Raw genomic sequence first — 15,916 nt, forward strand, 5'->3', positions numbered from 1 at the left:
TGAAAATTAAATTAATTATTTTCTCAATCAATTTATTTCCGTTATTTATTTTACTCACCTGAGGCCACTATTTCAAATATATGAGATAAGTGTACGTCACATGTTTCAATTATTTATTACAATTTATTTTATGAATTCTATACACAACAACTGTTCTCAAAAAATTTCATAAGTGTCTAATCACACCTAGCAGAATAAACTTGAATAATACATTCATATATAGTTGTCGGCACAAAGGCACCCACTTTTACTATTTACAACAAATAAAAAGAATCCTCAAACCACTATGGTTTAAGGATTCTTCATAAAGCTGGGTATTATTTTGCTGGTACAACCGCACCATCATATTCTTTGTTGATATAGTTTTTAATTTCTTTAGATTGGAGTACGTCGACTAACGCTTTGATTTTCTCGTCATCTTTATGACCTTCTCTTACGCCAATTAAATTCGCATAAGGATTGTCTTTTGCTTTCTCTAGAACAATCGAATCATCTTTAGGGCTTAAATCTTGATCAATTGCAAAGTTAGAATTAATAATCACAGCATCAGCATCTTCGTTTTGATAAATTTTAGGTAAATACTCTGCAGATTGTTTATTATTAAATTTAATATCTTTTTTATTTTCTACAATATCATCAAACGTAGCATTTTCTGTCTTAACGCCGCCTTTTAATTTAATAAGCCCTTCATCTACGAAGAATTTTAAGAAACGCCCCTCTTCAGCTGGGTTGTTTGAAACATATACCGTTGCGCCTTTAGGTAAATCTTTTAAACTTTTATGTTTTTTAGAGTAAACTGCCATTGGCTCCAAGTGGACGTTTCCTGCTGATTCCACTTTATATCCTTTGTCTTTCTTCTCTTTATTTAAATATGGTGTATGTTGGAAGAAGTTCGCATCAAGTTCACCTTTATCTAATAATTTATTCGGTGTTGTATAATCGTTAATCGTTTTGATTTTTAATTTATAACCTTTATCTTCTAATAATGGTTTTGCTTTTTCTAATATTTCTGCGTGGGGTGCTGGTGAAGCTCCGACTGTAATTGTCTTATCTTTTTTATCTCCGCCACCGCCACAAGCTGCTAATAAAAGTGCTAAAGCTGCTACAGAAACTAAACTCAATATTTTTTTCATATAATAAAGTCCCCTTTTTAAAAAATTATCGTTTATCTATTTTATTTGTAGACCAATCACCAATAAATTGAATGATAAATACAATAATCAGTATTAAAACTGTTGATACAAATATGACGTCATTTTGATTTCGTGTGAAGCCAGTTAAATACGCTAAGTTACCTAAGCCACCTGCACCAATGACACCCGCAACTGCTGTTGACCCAACTAAAGCAATTGCAGTAACTGTAATACCAGATATTAAAGCTGGCATTGCTTCTGGTAAAAGGACTTTTTTCACTACTGTCCATGTATTCGCACCCATTGACCAAGCCGCTTCGATTACGCCTTTGTCAATTTCTTTAAATGCAATCTCAACTAATCTCGCATAGAACGGTGCAGCACTAATGATTAATGCTGGTAAAGCCCCAGTCGGTCCACTGATTGTTCCTAATATTAAACTTGTAAATGGAATCAACAAGAGTATGAGGATAATAAAAGGTATTGCTCTGAATAAGTTTACGATAAATGAAACTACACTGTAAAAGACTCTTGTCACTGGTGATTTACTTTTAGCTGATAAGAAGAGTAAAACACCTAGAGTCAGTCCTAAAACAAAAGCAAATGCTGTTGCTATTACTGTCATGTATATTGTTTCGTATGTTGCTAACCAAACTTCATCCCAACTGACATTTGGCATAGTAACCATCTCACGGAGTATGTCACCAAACGAATTACCCATGCTTTAACACCTCCACTGAAACGCGTTGTGCTTCTAAATCATTTTTGAATTTTTCGAATTTTTCTGAATTCACTGTTGGTAAATGAACTACTAAAAATCCGATTGAACCGTCTTTCGTATGTTTAATATTAGCTTCCAATATATTTACATCAATGTTATGGGTCTTAGTTATGTATGATACTAGCGGCTCCGTAGTATTACTCCCTGTGAAATTCAAGCGAACTACATAATCATTTTCATTTAATGATATTAAATCTGTGATAGATTCATCAAAATCATCGTCTAAATCATCTTTCACAAAGCGTTTTGTTACTGCATGTTGTGGGTTTTCAAAGACAGTTGTAACCTCGCCTTGTTCAATTACACGGCCACTTTCCATAACAGCGACTTCATCACAGATACGTCGAATGACATGCATTTCGTGTGTAATGATTACAATTGTTAAATTTCGTTCTTCTTTAATCTTTAACAATAATTCTAAAATTTCATCTGTCGTTTGAGGATCTAACGCACTTGTTGCTTCATCGCAAAGCAATACAGTAGGTTCATTAGCTAATGCACGAGCAATACCGACACGTTGCTTTTGACCGCCTGATAATTCAGATGGATATGCACTTTCTCTTCCTTTTAGTCCTACCAATTCCACTAGTTCTAACGCACGTTGCTTCGCTTCACGACGTGAAACACCAGCAATTTCTAGCGGAAATGTAATATTATTTAATACATTTCGTGACCACAGTAAATTAAAATGTTGAAAAATCATGCTCACTTTTTGACGTTTTTCTCTTAAATCTGATTTAGATAAATCACCTATCTTATCTCCATCAATAATTACGTCACCTGAAGTAGGTTGCTCGAGATTGTTCAAAAGTCTTACTAATGTACTTTTCCCTGCTCCTGAAAAACCAACTACTCCAAAGATTGAGCCTGATTGAATACTTAAATCAACATGATCTACAGCTAGTACGTCGTGTTTTTTTGTTTTGTACCTTTTGACTATTTGATTTAATTCAATCATCACACTTGCCTCCTTGTATTACACTATCAATTAAAAAATGCTTTCCCTTTTATTCAGTGAAGAAAAGAGAAAGCATTAATCGCTTCTCTCATCTCCCAAAGTTAATAGTAACTTCATGTGAATTGGCACCATTTCTGATTCAGACGGTTGCCGGGCTTCAAAGGGCACATCCCTCCACCACTCTTGATAAGAGTATCATTTATTTAATTATTTTTAATCCTATCATCGCACTCATATTTCGTCAATAACTATTTTAAATTTTCTAACAAATAAGGAACAGACTGGAATGCGTAAATTCTTTTCTGCTCTTTTCCTTTAGACATCAACATGAGCACAGGTACAGATTGTATTTCTTGCGCTTGGCTAAAATTAGGATGAAAATTCAAATCTATTTTTGTAATAGGTAGTTTCAAAATTTCATTTGCTATATCTAACATGCGTTCTGAAACTTTACAAGTTCCACACGTTGGTGTATAACCAAATATTAGATATTTTTCTTTTTCTTTATGTTCGTGCACATCTGCACAGTATTCACTTGTTACATTCATGTTAATAAACTTACCCTTTCAGCTATATAATCTAATTTTGCTTTAGCTACTTTTTCTGCATCTTTCACAGAAAAACCATGTTTTCGTAGTACTTTGGATAAATATGGTTTAGGGCATCTAGCAACCTCACAATATTGTCTATCTATGCGTATGTGTTTACTTTCACTGAGGTATCGTTTGAACCATTTACGTATCTTTTCACCTTCTTTATCTGAATCCACAAGAATATATACTTGTTTATCATATAAAATTTCAACCATTTCATCGATTTTATCAATGCCCATAGTACCGTTCGTACATATGATATCGATTTGCTGATCAATAACTTGCTTTACCCGTTTCTTGTCTGACTTGCCTTCGACAATAATCACTTGGTTTAGTATCGTCATGACATCCACCCTCTAAATGTTGATAGTTGTTCAATCTACTTAGTTCTTCACAATACTTAGCGACTATAAACACAATTTACATATTCCTAATCTTATCTTATTATTGAAAATGATTTTTGTCATTTAAAGAAGCCTAATCAAATGTTCATTTTCTTAGATAATAACTGTTCTGTAGTTCTATTAAGCTATTGCTCTAATATATCTCACTTTATACATGGTTTGTTTTGACAAAAAACCATGTGAAAGAGATTATGCTCATTAAAAAAACTCCAAGATAGTCTATATCATGGAGTTCATACTTTATTTTTTATTCGCCAATCATTTCTGAGTATTGCTCAGCTGATAATAATTCATCTAATTGACTTTGATCGCTTAATTCAACTTTTACCATCCATGCTTTTTCGTATGGTGATTCATTTACGAATTCTGGGCTGTCTTCTAATTCTTCGTTAGACTCGACAACTTTCCCAGTAACAGGTGCGTAAAGTTCTGAAACTGTTTTTACCGATTCAACACTGCCAAAAGTTTCACCTTCGTTAATATCATCGTCGACTTCTGGTAATTCAACGAATACGATATCTCCTAATTCACCTTGAGCATATTCAGTTATACCAATTGTTACTATATTTCCTTCAATTTTAACCCATTCATGTTCTTTAGAATATTTAAATTCACTCGGTACTGCCACAAGAATCCCCTCCTAAATGATTTTACATATTAATGATGCCATATGAAAAGCTTTCAAGCAACTATTTCTTGACAACATAATTCAATCAGATGTTTTCACAGCAATAGATGAAGCGTTTCCACAAATCTATTGTAACCACTTATTTAAATATAAATTTAAAATTTATTTTATAACCAAGTTTCCTTATATTGGTCTTCTTTAAATCCAACTGTAACTTTATTTCCTGAAATGGCTAGTGGTCTTTTAACTAACATACCGTTTGAAGCCAATAAATCTAACTTTTCATCATTCGTTAGATCTTCCAACTTATCTTTCAATCCAAGCTCACGATATTTTGCGCCATGTGTGTTAAAGAGTTTGTTAACATCAATTTCTGTCGCTTCAATAATATCTTTAAACTCTTTTTTAGTAGGTGTATGCTGAACGATATCAATAGGTTCAAAACTAACACCATACTCCTGTAAGAACTTAGCAGCCTTCTTACAAGTTGTACAATTAGGATACTGGTAAAATTTTATCATTATGCTGTACCTCCTATGTCTAGTTAACACTAATATATCAAATTTCTACGTAAAACGCTCTTAATATCAAGCTGATTTTTTTAATAATGGCTAATTGTCAGTTATAATAGGCTTAATAATATCTAAAACAAAGGAGTTATACTATGCAACCAATAAATTCTACAGACAATTTCAAAGAAACAATACAAAGTGATAATCCTGTCATTGTTAAATTCGAAGCAGGCTGGTGTCCAGATTGCAAAGCCATGGATATGTGGATTGACCCAATCACTGAAAAATATAATGATTACCAATGGTTCACGGTAAATCGTGATGAATTAGAAGATGTAGCGTCTGACAATGATGTAATGGGTATTCCAAGCTTGTTAGTTTTCAAAAATGGAGAAAAATTAGCACATTTACATTCAGCAAATGCAAAATCTCCAGAACAAGTTGAATCATTTTTAGCAGAAACATTTAAATAAATCACAAAGTATTTTTGATGAAATTTGAGATATACATTTCAAAGATAAAAGGCCGCATTGAATTTTAAATTCAATGCGGCCTTTATTTATCTTAACAGTCGCTTAAATGACTGCTTATCTACTTTAATGCAATTATTATATAATAGTTAAAATTTATCAATTATATTATTTACGTGACGTTTTCTATGCGGTACTTCATCTTCTACATCAGTTAGATACAAAAATCCAACTAAACTCTCATCATCTTTCACTCCAAATAATGCACGCATTTCAGGTTGAAATATATATGCTGGCGTTTTCCAACAGGTACCAATGCCGACTTCATGTAGTAGAAGCATTAAATTTTGAGTAAAAGCTCCAAATGCCATATAATTTTCTAAATTTTCTTTTTGTCTTGGATCTTCTTTTAAGACTAGGGCTAGCATGCCCCCAAGATTTGTTGCTACATTATAATGATCTACTTGCTTTTTCTTCAGATTAGGAAAAGCAATTTCTGTAAGCTGTTTACTCATATCTCCTAATCTATCTTTAGCAATATGAACAACTCTCCACGGCTCTCGCATACCGTGATTAGGTGCATCAGTAGCTTGTCGAATAGCTTGATATAAAGCCGTATCATCTATATTCATATCTCTTTTGAACACTTTAATACTACGACGTTGTGCTATTGCATCTTGCAGTTCCATATAATATCGCCCTTTCACTATTGATAACTATTTTCAATTATAAGATAGGTCGAGTTTATTTTCAAATTACTCATAAAACTTTAATTGTTGTTTTAGCGTTTCAACATGAATTTGACCTGGCGCTTTAGGACTATCAAGACAACCATACGTTACAGTGCCTCCAAATAATCCCTGCGCAGTTCTTGATATAACACCTAATTTTGACATTGCAATGCCAATCACTTGTTGAGGTACTGAATCAGATGTTTCTGACATCGCACTTAATAAATTAAGTACATCTTGTTTACCAAGCGGCATTACTGCAACTTTTAAATAATCTGGTCCAAGTTGATGCATTTTAAAATAAAGATGTTTTAAAGCTTCTAATGCTGGTGTTTTTTTAAAGTCATGATAAGACAATACCACTTGGATTTGTTTGCTTTTAGATTGTTCAATTAAATCTATGAAAGGTTGTGTTGATTTGCCTGGTTCAAATTCAATATCAATTAAATCAATATGTGTTAAATTTATTATTTCAGCTAACGCATTTAGATATGATTCATATGATAACGTGCCCTCTCCACCTTGCGAAGAAGTACGATAAGTAACGAGTATTTTTTTCCCCAAATTCAAATTATAGATATTGTCTACTACTTTAGACACATGATTCACATCAAAATCCACCCACTGATCTATTCTAAATTCAATGATTTCTATTGCATCTTGAAATTTGATTAAGTCTTCTATAGTAGATTGTGAAAGTTCTTTTTCTGGCGCTATCGTAACAGCTATATCAACTTCAGTCATTTTTATTACTTCCTTTATTTAATATGATTAAAATAATTGTATAACAATTTTCAAAAATAAAACAATCAATATACATTAACTTATAAAGTGGAAGTATTAATCCAAGCGTGAATTTTATATGATTTAAAAATTATTCTTCGGGTATACAGTAATAGTAAGTCATTAAGGAGGTAATAACATGGCAGTAAATTATGAAACTAAAGCAACAAATACAGGTGGCCGTAATGGACACGTTCAAACAGATGATAAAGCAATTGATGTAGCGGTTGTTCCACCAGCACAAGCTGACGCTGAAAAAGGTACAAATCCTGAGCAGTTATTCGCAGCAGGTTATGCTTCATGCTTTAATGGTGCATTCGATTTAATCTTAAAACAAAACAAAGTGAGAGACGCTGAACCAGAAGTAACTTTAACTGTACGTTTAGAAGATGATCCAGATGCTGAAAGTCCTAAATTAAGCGTTTCAATTGATGCTAAAGTTAAAAGCGTATTATCTCAAGAAGACGCTGAAAAATATTTACAAGACGCACACGAATTTTGTCCGTATTCAAAAGCTACACGCGGCAACATCGACGTTGATTTAAACGTAGAAGTTGTTGACTAGTATTTTAAGATACAAATAACCCCTAGGCTCAATTTTGAGCTTGGGGGTTATTTTGTGCTTTGATGTTTCTGCCCTCTTATTTCTTGATGTCTTTAGTCTTTTCTGTCTGGGTATTTAATTGTCATCATCACTAAATCGAGTGAAAAAACAAACAACTAAAATTGCAAAAGAAATCAGGATAAGTGCTGTCAGAGAAACAATAATTATAATTAATGCCTCCAAAAGTCTTGCCTCCACTTTAGTTTATACTACTATATTATATCATAATTCATCAAATTAATTTCAATTCATTTAAATTAAAATTTAATTAAAATATGATTTTTATAGTGATGAATTTATTAATTCTAGGAATTTTAACATTAGCCATGGGAAAAGTTGCCCAATCATTTCTTTTACTATAGTATTATAATCAAAATGTCACAATATTAATTATTTTACTATATATACTTTGCACAGTTTAGGAGGCATTCAATGACAGATATACGTTACTTAACCAGTGAAGATTCATCTATTTATCGTGCTTTTTTATTAAAGGGTATCTACAAAGAACTTGAAGTATTTGCATGGAAATTGCAAAATGAAAAATGCTTAGTTGAATTAAATACACAAAAACTACTTTCTTCACAAACATCTGATTATGCAGTGCTTGGTGCCTTTGAACAAGATGAATTAGTCGGTGTTGCTACTTTAATTCACAAACAAAAATATAGCCTATCTCATAAAGCAATAATGGAAAACATGTGCGTCCAAGGTAATGATGATAATTCAAGAGATTTTATTTCCAAATTGTTAATGCGTCATATTTTCCAAATTTGTCATGACAAAGAAATAGAAATCTTATTAACTTCACTCATTTCAAATAATATTAGTGGAAAAGTATTTTTCAGCAATCTCAACTTTGATACACTTTTTTTAGAAGAACATGCTAGAAAATATGATGACTATTATGTCGATGAACATTGGTTAATATATTACTTTAAAGATAATGATCTAGAATTATTTAATTAAATTGTTGATACCTGTCTATAAAATAATGTTATATTTATTGCATAATCACTATAACTCGATTTATGTAACAAAATCACCAAGTTAAAGCAATTTTAAAAAAGGTTTTCACTTTAATGTCTTGCAATCAAAATTATTTATAAATATTATTTTAATAAGTTATACTTACAACCAAAATATGCACATTAAAATACCATCTTTCCAATTATAGAAAGGACTGAACAAATTGAAATATGCTACTACATTACTATCTTTGTTCTTATCATTAATTACTTTAGCTACACCTTTGCTAGCTGTTAACAAAGTGATAGAAGACGATATGGCAATATTAGCAGGCGCTTTATTTATCTTGGGTGTTTTATTATTTAACTTATACTCATGTATACGTGGCGATCGTATAGCTAATATCTTTGCTATGTTGGTATCCATTTTCTCATTCATTCTAATGAGTTATCCAATGTGGAAAACATATGTAACGGGCTTTTTAGGTTAGCTTCCTTTTTATACATAACTTCATCTATTTTCTATTAAGTGCATCTATTGTTAAATTCAAATTTATCAATAGATGCACTTTTATTTTAAAATTAACTTTTCTAAAATTTTTTATATAAGTTTTTATTTTTCATTTTACAAATCAAATGAAAGCGCTATAATTGGACAGATAGGGGGGATTCAAAGATATGAATTTAGCTTTATTAGGTTTCATTATGATTATCGTTTTCTTGATATTAATTATGTCCCGTAAAATGTCAGCATTAACAGCATTAATTGTTGTACCAACTGTTTTTGCTTTGATTGGCGGTTTCTATTCTGGTCTTGGAGAATACATGCTCAAAGGCATTGAAACAGTTGCACCAACAGGTATTATGCTCACGTTTGCCATTTTATATTTTGGTGTTATGATCGATGCCGGGTTATTCGAACCTGTCATCAATCGAATTATTAAAGTAGTTAAAGGGGATCCAGTTAAAATTGCAATGGGTACTGTTGTCTTAGCTTCAATGGTCGCGTTAGATGGCGATGGCACTACTACATTCATTATAACTGTAACTGCAATGATGCCACTGTACAAAAAAATTGGCATGAGTTTGTATACACTTTCAACATTAGCACTATTATCAATTGGCGTTATGAACATGTTACCTTGGGGTGGCCCGACAGCACGAGCAATTTCATCTTTACAGGTTACCACTGAGGAAGTTTTTATACCTATTATACCTGCAATGATCGCAGGTATCGTTTTTGCTTTTGCCGTAGCATACATACTAGGTAAACGTGCAAGAAAATACATTACTTCTAATACACATATTGATTTAGATGATATAAGACCCATAGATACGAAAGAAGAGTCATTATTAAAAAGACCTAAAATGCTCATACCAAACGCAATTTTAACAATTTCTTTAATTGTTTGTCTTGTCATTGGTCTGTTGCCTATTCCAGTTATGTTCATGCTTTGGTTCGGTGTTGCAGTTGTACTCAATTATCCAAATCTAAGTATTCAAAATTCAGTAATAAAAAAACATGCTGGCGATGTACTATCAGTAATAAGCCTTGTTTTTGCATCTGGTATCTTTACGGGTGTTATGGATGGAACACATATGGTTGATGAAATGGCAAATACATTAGTACAAATTATTCCTGATACTTTAGGAAATCATTTTGCTTTAATTACTGCACTACTTAGTGGGCCATTCACTTACTTTATGGCTAACGATCCATTCTATTATGGCGTATTACCAATTCTTGCTGAATCAGCACAACAATTTGGTATATCTAAAGTAGATATGGCCAGAGCTTCAGTATTAGGACAACCACTTCACGTATTAAGTCCACTGTATGCTGCCGGTTACTTACTGGTGGGTATGCTAGATATTGAATATGGACAAAATCAACGTATTGTTATTAAATGGGCAATAGGATCAAGTTTATTTATGATTCTAGTAGCTTGCATTCTTGGTATTATACCTTGGTAGAATTAATTTTTTGACGCGTATAACAACGTTTGAAATTAAAACTGGAAACACTCCTTTTGAGTGCTTCCAGTTTTTTATATTTAGTAATATTTATATTTTTTGATTAACGTATACTAAAAAGTGGGTATATAATAAGAAAACGCATAACCCATTGCGTTACACGTCATCAAGCTTTATTTATTTGAATTACCTGTTTATTAACTTTAAAATTATATGACTACAAAATATGATTAAATTTCATTTATTTCACAATTATCGTTTCACACATATCATACATGGGTAAAACTTAATGTCGGATTTACAATATTAAGGAGTGTTATTTATGAATCAGCTCAAAGCGTGTAATTATATCAATCCTTCAAAAGTTTCACTTGATTGGGAATGCTTTGTCGTCAGTAAGACTGATATGGAATTAGATGGATTACCTAGCGAGCTTATCAATTCATGGATGGCTCAAAGTATACTTGAACCATTCTCTATTAGAAATAATGAAATTAATTTTAAAACAAAAGATATTAAAGATGCCTTAAAGAAACAAAACTGGTATTACGAATCATAGGTTACTAATTGTATTTAGGCTATATTTATATTATTAAGATATAAACTAAGCGCTCGTTTAGCAGAAGCTAATATTTCATGATTTATATAATTACTATTAAAATACGAGTTTAATTCATTATAGCCAGTTGCATCTTTAGGAAAGTTATTATCCCTTTTAATTTTATGAGCGAGTTGTCCAAGTGGTGTATCGTCTTCTATAAAACTAATTACAAAATCATAAAATGTCATAAGCATTACCTCGATTTTATATATTTTTAATCGTTACATGATTTACCATATCGTACTTTTGTCTAATCATATCAAATATAAGATATTTGTCTACCACTATTCTTTTTATTAATTAAAAAAATCAAAAAGATTTGTTGTTATAGTCATATTTAATTTGAAATTGTAAACTTTATAAAGTTTTTTTAATTTAAAGTTTACATTATAAACTGTCTACAAAATTTTGTTTTTGTAGACATTTTTTTACTTCAAACAAAAAATACAAAATTTTTATAATATGCTGTAATTTACAGTTAATACCTTTTTACGTCCATTAAACTTATATTTTTTTGAACAAAAAAGTGGATGTTAGATTTCCGGAGAATTCTAACATCCATTTAATAAGTCTAGACCTATTTATATTCATAATACTTATACTAAAACATTACCGTTCTGATCAGCTGGTTTCAATAATGTAAGGATAGCACCAATAATTGCTAATATTTGAGGAATACCTGTCCAACAAAATATTAGGTACAAAATCCCTACACCTGTTTTTCTAGCGTAGAATTTATGAATACCAAAGCTACCCAAAAACAATGCTAATACGATATAAATCACTTTATTTACTTCATTCATAGATAAACCTCCTTGCTTACTAAATTCACTTTCATTATACATCAAACTACTTAATTAATTAAATAATATTAATTATCGTTATATAATAGTTCGAAATATGACCTCTCAATTGTTAAAATTTCGCTATATTCATTTGGCATAATTTCATCACTTAACTCAATTAATTCAGTCAAAATATAGTCCATTAATTTAGCATTTATTTTAGGATCGTCAAAGTGTACTTTCACTTGCTCAATCATTGTATTTTCTTCCATAAGTAATAACGCACGCCCATAAACTTTATCAACTTTGCCCCGTTGAAAAGTCGGCATTAAATAATCAATAACCTTATCCATATCGTCAAATTCATCAAAGGCTACTTCTATATGTGAATTAAGTTTACTCGCTATTTCTTTGATACGTTCATCTTCTTGTTTGTCATCAGGCATTAGCTTATTTCGTATATAGTCTTTTTGTTTTATGATTTTGGCTTCAGTTTCATTATATTGTTCTTTATTATCAGAGTACCTCTTGGACTTCAAACTATTAACTGTTTCTTTAGTTTCTTCTAAGTTCACATTCATATTTTCCAATATATAACCACCTCTTCCAGAAGTTCTTAATTTAAATTGTATAGTATTATCTTTCCTAATTTTAGATTTTGAAACTTTTAATTAATTGAAAGTTGTTAATCCATTTAATTGTGCTTCAATATAGTGTAGATAAATATTTACACTATTGCTGTTAAGTATTTAGTGATAAACTGATATTGTTATAATAAAAAAATATATTTACTACATTTAAAATTACAAAAAGCAATAATATTATGTCTTAAATCATCGACAATTTAACTTTTATATTAAAGGAGGTCTTGTGCTTTGAGTCTACATTTCATGATTATATTCTGGTTATCATTAGTATTTCTAGTTTGTGGTATCGTGTTACTCATCACTTACAAAAACAAAAAGTCTCAGCAAGCTAAAGAATCATTACTTGGAGCAACATTTATGTTAATCCTTTTAGGTGTTGCTGGCATTTTATGCTCAATTATATTTAGTTAACCCAAAAAAGTCCTAATCACCCCTCTAATAATCTTTAAAGATTATTAGAGATCGTGTCCAGGACTTTTTCAATTTCTCATAAAATTGTAAACGTAAATTGCATGTATAATTATAAAACTAAATTTTCGATATAACTCGATGTAATCGTAATTAATCAGTAAGAAAATGATAAATTGTTAACATAGCAATTCCTAAGATAAAAAAATATATAAAGCGTTTATACGCTCTCCTTTTTTCATGACGAACCGCTTCACTTGGATGGTTCACATTTTCGTGCAACCTCGTATTTATAAATAAAAATGGCATTGTTCCTAAAAACGCGAATACAAGACTTAATATTATTGCTATCAGAATATTCATAACCTCACCTCTACTAAACAATGTCTTCAATATTCTTATTCCCTGTAATTAACACTTTAACTAGATGAGTCGTATTTACTTTCAATTGTGTTTAGTACCAATTTCAGCATGGTAGTTTATAATGTAAATTAAATAATAACTTTTGAAAAACAAAGGCTAGGAGGGTTCATTTTGAAATTAACATATTTACCTCAATGGGAGGTTATTAATCAAAGTCAGAAACAATTTGTAATACAGGAAGATGCTAATTCTATTTCATTAGTCAGTCCAATTAATGACTATGCAATGGGGATTTTAAGCCAAGTTCATTTTTCTATACAAAATGGTGAAGTAATTAGCACTACTGTAGAAAACAATAGTAAAAATCTAAAAATAGAAATTAATGAAACACAATCACAACTTAAAATCATCGATATTTAATTATTAAGCCAAGCCCTTGAAATTAATTTATACAAATTTTCAATTACGATATTGTATAAAGGGTATGATATGAATAAGACAATTACGCATTAGAAATGTGTTGCGATATTCAAGTCGTTTTAATAAAGACGGGTGAGTGATATTTATGAAATTATTCAAAAATTTACTTTTACTGGTAACTGGTGCACTTATAGTAAGAGCGTTATTATTAAGTGTAGACAACTCAACTGACGAAAAAGTCGAAAATAAAGTTACTATACAAGATAAACAAAAATCTTAATATGTAAATGAACTGTACTCATAATCGCTATTTATATAGCTTAGCGATTATGAGTTTTTGTATGTTAAAACTCAAACTTCTTACTTCGAATAATAATAGTATTTGTGCTGGATCGTTCTTGAGGATCCTCTACTGTTTTGGGATTAAAAATTTGCATAAAAAAGACAACAAAACCATAAAACTTCGTTGGCCATTTAAAAAAACCCTAGTTAAAGGGGCTTTTGACTATAATGGAGTTTTGAATCTTCACATGCCAAATAACACGTAGAAAATCCATCTCCGTTTCATTCTATCATGGCCTAAGACATGCCTCGGTTATTATATTGAAATAAAATTTGCCAATACAATCAAAAACATATTATGTCGACAAATGCGTATATTAAATTTCATAGCGCAGCACATTAAGTTATAATTAGTTTGTATATATTATCTTAAAAGCGAGGTCATTATGCAACACTTTAAAAGTAAAATTGAACACTATCAAATTTATATATATTTTGTAGCACTTATACTAGGTATGTTAGCTGGTTTAACCTCACAAATATTTTCATTTTTTCTAGAGTCAGTAATCTCAATTTTTATTGGCGTTTTAATGTTTACCATGTTTTCACAAATTCCTTTTTTCAATATCCGCCAAAATCTTTTTGATACGAAATATATAATTGCATTAATTTTATCTAACTTTATAATCATACCTACCTTTGTTTATACTTTAATACAATTATTTGATGTTAGTTCTGCTCCAATATTAATTGGACTGTATCTCGTACTGTTAACACCGTGCATTGATTACGTTATCGTCTTCACTGCATTAGGAAAAGGAAATGCGCAGTATATGCTTATTTCTACACCTATATTATTTGTATTACAAATTATTCTACTGCCCGTTTATTTCACTATTTTTTTTAATAATGAAATATTATCAATCATTGATGTAGGACCATTTATTAATGCTTTTTTCACATTTATCATTATCCCTTTGATACTTGCATTATTATTACAACTGCTCAGTAAAAAATCTAGCTCTATAAATCGTGTCCTAAGTCTTACTGCCTGGTTGCCTGAACTCTTCATGTCACTCGTACTTTTTTCTGTTGTAGGTTCACAAATAAACAAGATTACGAATGATTTAAATATCGTATTAAGTGTCGTACCTATTTATATCTGTTTTATGATTATTGCACCTTTAATAGGGTTAATCTGTGGAAAGTTGTTTCATTTAGACATACCCAATTTAAGAACATTAGCTTTCAGTTCTAGTACAAGAAACGCATTGGTTGTGTTACCCCTTGCTCTTTCCTTACCAGATCATTGGGTAACAATCACTACAACAGTCATTATTACTCAAACATTAACCGAACTCATTGGTGAACTTGTTTACATTAAAATTATTCCTAAGCTTATAAAATAACCGATTAAAATTGAAGATTTATATCTCTAAATTCGACATTTAAGTATTGAACAATTCATTTTTTCATATAATTAATTATAATAACTAAAAATCGATCAAATATATTGGTTTGTTCGGATTGTTGTATGGTAAACTATTTTACAAAGAGGAGCTTGATGTTATGAAAAAAATTGCATTAGTCTTATTAGGTGTTGTTTCATTTGCACTATTAGTAAAATCTTTATTTAGTACATCTACTGATTACGGAACAGACGAATATATTGTTGAAGAAGACAGAACAAACGATCAATTTTAATTTTAACACTGCAATGCTGTCTAATCATTTTAGAAATATATAAAGCGAGGCTGAGTTCATATACACATTACTCAGTCTTTTTTATATCGTTTAATCAGCCTGTTTAAAATCCAATTATTTTCTATTTAATCCAAAATGCTTTAACATAACTATTAGTTAACATTTTA

24 protein-coding genes and 1 riboswitch are annotated in these 15,916 nt (G+C 30.6%); of the genes, 11 read left to right on the top strand and 13 right to left on the bottom strand.

Annotation, left to right across the window (positions count from 1 at the left end; translation table 11 throughout):
* Positions 1-317 precede the first annotated feature (317 nt).
* The 7 genes from ACA31_RS07805 to ACA31_RS07835 form a co-directional block, all read right to left on the bottom strand.
* Complete coding sequence (locus tag ACA31_RS07805) at positions 318-1,133, bottom strand: MetQ/NlpA family ABC transporter substrate-binding protein (protein WP_057512767.1); 816 nt, start codon at positions 1,131-1,133, stop codon at positions 318-320.
* A 25-nt stretch (positions 1,134-1,158) separates the two neighbouring features.
* The gene (locus tag ACA31_RS07810; RefSeq protein ID WP_057512768.1) at positions 1,159-1,854 is read right to left on the bottom strand and encodes a methionine ABC transporter permease; all 696 of its coding nucleotides are present in this window, start codon (positions 1,852-1,854) and stop codon (positions 1,159-1,161) included.
* Entirely contained in the window at positions 1,847-2,872 is a 1,026-nt protein-coding gene (locus ACA31_RS07815) for a methionine ABC transporter ATP-binding protein (RefSeq protein ID WP_057512769.1), read from the bottom strand. Before ACA31_RS07815 ends, ACA31_RS07810 begins: the two co-directional genes overlap by 8 nt.
* 85 nt (positions 2,873-2,957) lie before the next feature.
* Positions 2,958-3,065: riboswitch (SAM riboswitch) on the bottom strand.
* 55 nt (positions 3,066-3,120) lie between these two features.
* Positions 3,121-3,420 (bottom strand): thioredoxin family protein, encoded by a 300-nt coding sequence (locus tag ACA31_RS07820; RefSeq protein WP_057512770.1) that lies wholly within the window; start codon positions 3,418-3,420, stop codon positions 3,121-3,123.
* On the bottom strand, positions 3,417-3,809 hold the full coding sequence (locus ACA31_RS07825) for a toprim domain-containing protein (RefSeq protein ID WP_057512771.1): 393 nt from the start codon (positions 3,807-3,809) through the stop codon (positions 3,417-3,419). The genes ACA31_RS07820 and ACA31_RS07825 overlap by 4 nt, the downstream gene beginning before the upstream one ends.
* 307 nt (positions 3,810-4,116) lie before the next feature.
* Positions 4,117-4,497, bottom strand: a complete 381-nt coding sequence (gene gcvH / locus ACA31_RS07830) for a glycine cleavage system protein GcvH (protein WP_057512772.1) — start codon at positions 4,495-4,497, stop codon at positions 4,117-4,119.
* 167 nt (positions 4,498-4,664) lie between these two features.
* Positions 4,665-5,018 carry an arsenate reductase family protein gene (locus tag ACA31_RS07835; protein ID WP_057512773.1) on the bottom strand — a complete coding sequence of 118 codons (354 nt, stop codon included), beginning with the start codon at positions 5,016-5,018 and terminating at the stop codon, positions 4,665-4,667.
* Positions 5,019-5,161: 143 nt separating this feature from the next.
* On the opposite strand from ACA31_RS07835, the gene ACA31_RS07840 reads away from it, so the two are divergent.
* A complete protein-coding gene (locus ACA31_RS07840; RefSeq protein ID WP_002508192.1) occupies positions 5,162-5,482 on the top strand; it encodes a thioredoxin family protein in 321 nt (106 codons plus the stop codon).
* A 146-nt stretch (positions 5,483-5,628) separates the two neighbouring features.
* On the opposite strand, the gene ACA31_RS07845 is transcribed toward ACA31_RS07840, so the two are convergent.
* Both ACA31_RS07845 and aroD read right to left on the bottom strand, forming a co-directional pair.
* Positions 5,629-6,168 carry a nitroreductase family protein gene (locus tag ACA31_RS07845; protein ID WP_057512774.1) on the bottom strand — a complete coding sequence of 180 codons (540 nt, stop codon included), beginning with the start codon at positions 6,166-6,168 and terminating at the stop codon, positions 5,629-5,631.
* Between the two features lie 66 nt (positions 6,169-6,234).
* On the bottom strand, positions 6,235-6,954 hold the full coding sequence (gene aroD / locus ACA31_RS07850; protein ID WP_057512775.1) for a type I 3-dehydroquinate dehydratase: 720 nt from the start codon (positions 6,952-6,954) through the stop codon (positions 6,235-6,237).
* A gap of 178 nt (positions 6,955-7,132) precedes the next feature.
* Between aroD and ACA31_RS07855 the strand changes: the two genes are divergently transcribed.
* From ACA31_RS07855 to ACA31_RS07875, 5 genes are all read left to right on the top strand, one after another.
* Positions 7,133-7,558: an organic hydroperoxide resistance protein gene (locus tag ACA31_RS07855; RefSeq protein ID WP_057512776.1), complete on the top strand. Its 426-nt coding sequence runs from the start codon at positions 7,133-7,135 to the stop codon at positions 7,556-7,558.
* Positions 7,559-8,029: 471 nt separating this feature from the next.
* Complete coding sequence (locus tag ACA31_RS07860; protein WP_057512777.1) at positions 8,030-8,566, top strand: GNAT family N-acetyltransferase; 537 nt, start codon at positions 8,030-8,032, stop codon at positions 8,564-8,566.
* 223 nt (positions 8,567-8,789) lie between these two features.
* Positions 8,790-9,056, top strand: a complete 267-nt coding sequence (locus ACA31_RS07865; RefSeq protein WP_057512778.1) for a hypothetical protein — start codon at positions 8,790-8,792, stop codon at positions 9,054-9,056.
* Positions 9,057-9,243: 187 nt separating this feature from the next.
* Positions 9,244-10,539: a CitMHS family transporter gene (locus ACA31_RS07870; RefSeq protein ID WP_057512779.1), complete on the top strand. Its 1,296-nt coding sequence runs from the start codon at positions 9,244-9,246 to the stop codon at positions 10,537-10,539.
* 322 nt (positions 10,540-10,861) lie between these two features.
* Positions 10,862-11,098 (top strand): hypothetical protein, encoded by a 237-nt coding sequence (locus tag ACA31_RS07875; protein ID WP_057512780.1) that lies wholly within the window; start codon positions 10,862-10,864, stop codon positions 11,096-11,098.
* A gap of 14 nt (positions 11,099-11,112) precedes the next feature.
* Here ACA31_RS07875 and ACA31_RS07880 read toward each other — a convergent pair whose 3' ends face one another.
* The 3 genes from ACA31_RS07880 to ACA31_RS07890 all read right to left on the bottom strand — a co-directional run bounded on the left by ACA31_RS07880 (position 11,113) and on the right by ACA31_RS07890 (position 12,506).
* Positions 11,113-11,328 carry a sterile alpha motif-like domain-containing protein gene (locus ACA31_RS07880; protein WP_057512781.1) on the bottom strand — a complete coding sequence of 72 codons (216 nt, stop codon included), beginning with the start codon at positions 11,326-11,328 and terminating at the stop codon, positions 11,113-11,115.
* A gap of 408 nt (positions 11,329-11,736) precedes the next feature.
* The gene (locus ACA31_RS07885) at positions 11,737-11,943 is read right to left on the bottom strand and encodes a TM2 domain-containing protein (RefSeq protein ID WP_057512782.1); all 207 of its coding nucleotides are present in this window, start codon (positions 11,941-11,943) and stop codon (positions 11,737-11,739) included.
* Positions 11,944-12,011: 68 nt separating this feature from the next.
* Positions 12,012-12,506, bottom strand: coding sequence for a hypothetical protein (locus tag ACA31_RS07890; RefSeq protein ID WP_253721383.1), 495 nt, complete (start codon positions 12,504-12,506; stop codon positions 12,012-12,014).
* 294 nt (positions 12,507-12,800) lie between these two features.
* On the opposite strand from ACA31_RS07890, the gene tsaT reads away from it, so the two are divergent.
* Positions 12,801-12,983, top strand: coding sequence for a type II toxin-antitoxin system toxin TsaT (gene tsaT, locus ACA31_RS07895; protein ID WP_057512784.1), 183 nt, complete (start codon positions 12,801-12,803; stop codon positions 12,981-12,983).
* 150 nt (positions 12,984-13,133) lie between these two features.
* Here the strand turns inward: tsaT and ACA31_RS07900 are convergent, their stop codons facing one another.
* Complete coding sequence (locus tag ACA31_RS07900; RefSeq protein ID WP_057512785.1) at positions 13,134-13,343, bottom strand: hypothetical protein; 210 nt, start codon at positions 13,341-13,343, stop codon at positions 13,134-13,136.
* Between the two features lie 171 nt (positions 13,344-13,514).
* Here ACA31_RS07900 and ACA31_RS07905 point away from each other — a divergent pair, with 171 nt between their 5' ends.
* From ACA31_RS07905 to ACA31_RS13565, 4 genes are all read left to right on the top strand, one after another.
* The gene (locus ACA31_RS07905; RefSeq protein WP_057512786.1) at positions 13,515-13,763 is read left to right on the top strand and encodes a hypothetical protein; all 249 of its coding nucleotides are present in this window, start codon (positions 13,515-13,517) and stop codon (positions 13,761-13,763) included.
* 145 nt (positions 13,764-13,908) lie between these two features.
* Complete coding sequence (locus ACA31_RS13560) at positions 13,909-14,043, top strand: hypothetical protein (protein WP_301335882.1); 135 nt, start codon at positions 13,909-13,911, stop codon at positions 14,041-14,043.
* 448 nt (positions 14,044-14,491) lie between these two features.
* Positions 14,492-15,454 (top strand): arsenic resistance protein, encoded by a 963-nt coding sequence (locus tag ACA31_RS07915; protein ID WP_057512788.1) that lies wholly within the window; start codon positions 14,492-14,494, stop codon positions 15,452-15,454.
* A 160-nt stretch (positions 15,455-15,614) separates the two neighbouring features.
* Entirely contained in the window at positions 15,615-15,749 is a 135-nt protein-coding gene (locus ACA31_RS13565; protein WP_301335883.1) for a hypothetical protein, read from the top strand.
* Positions 15,750-15,916 lie beyond the last annotated feature (167 nt).

It is taken from the genome of Staphylococcus sp. NAM3COL9 (assembly GCF_001431205.1).
Classification (GTDB): Bacteria; Bacillota; Bacilli; order Staphylococcales; family Staphylococcaceae; genus Staphylococcus.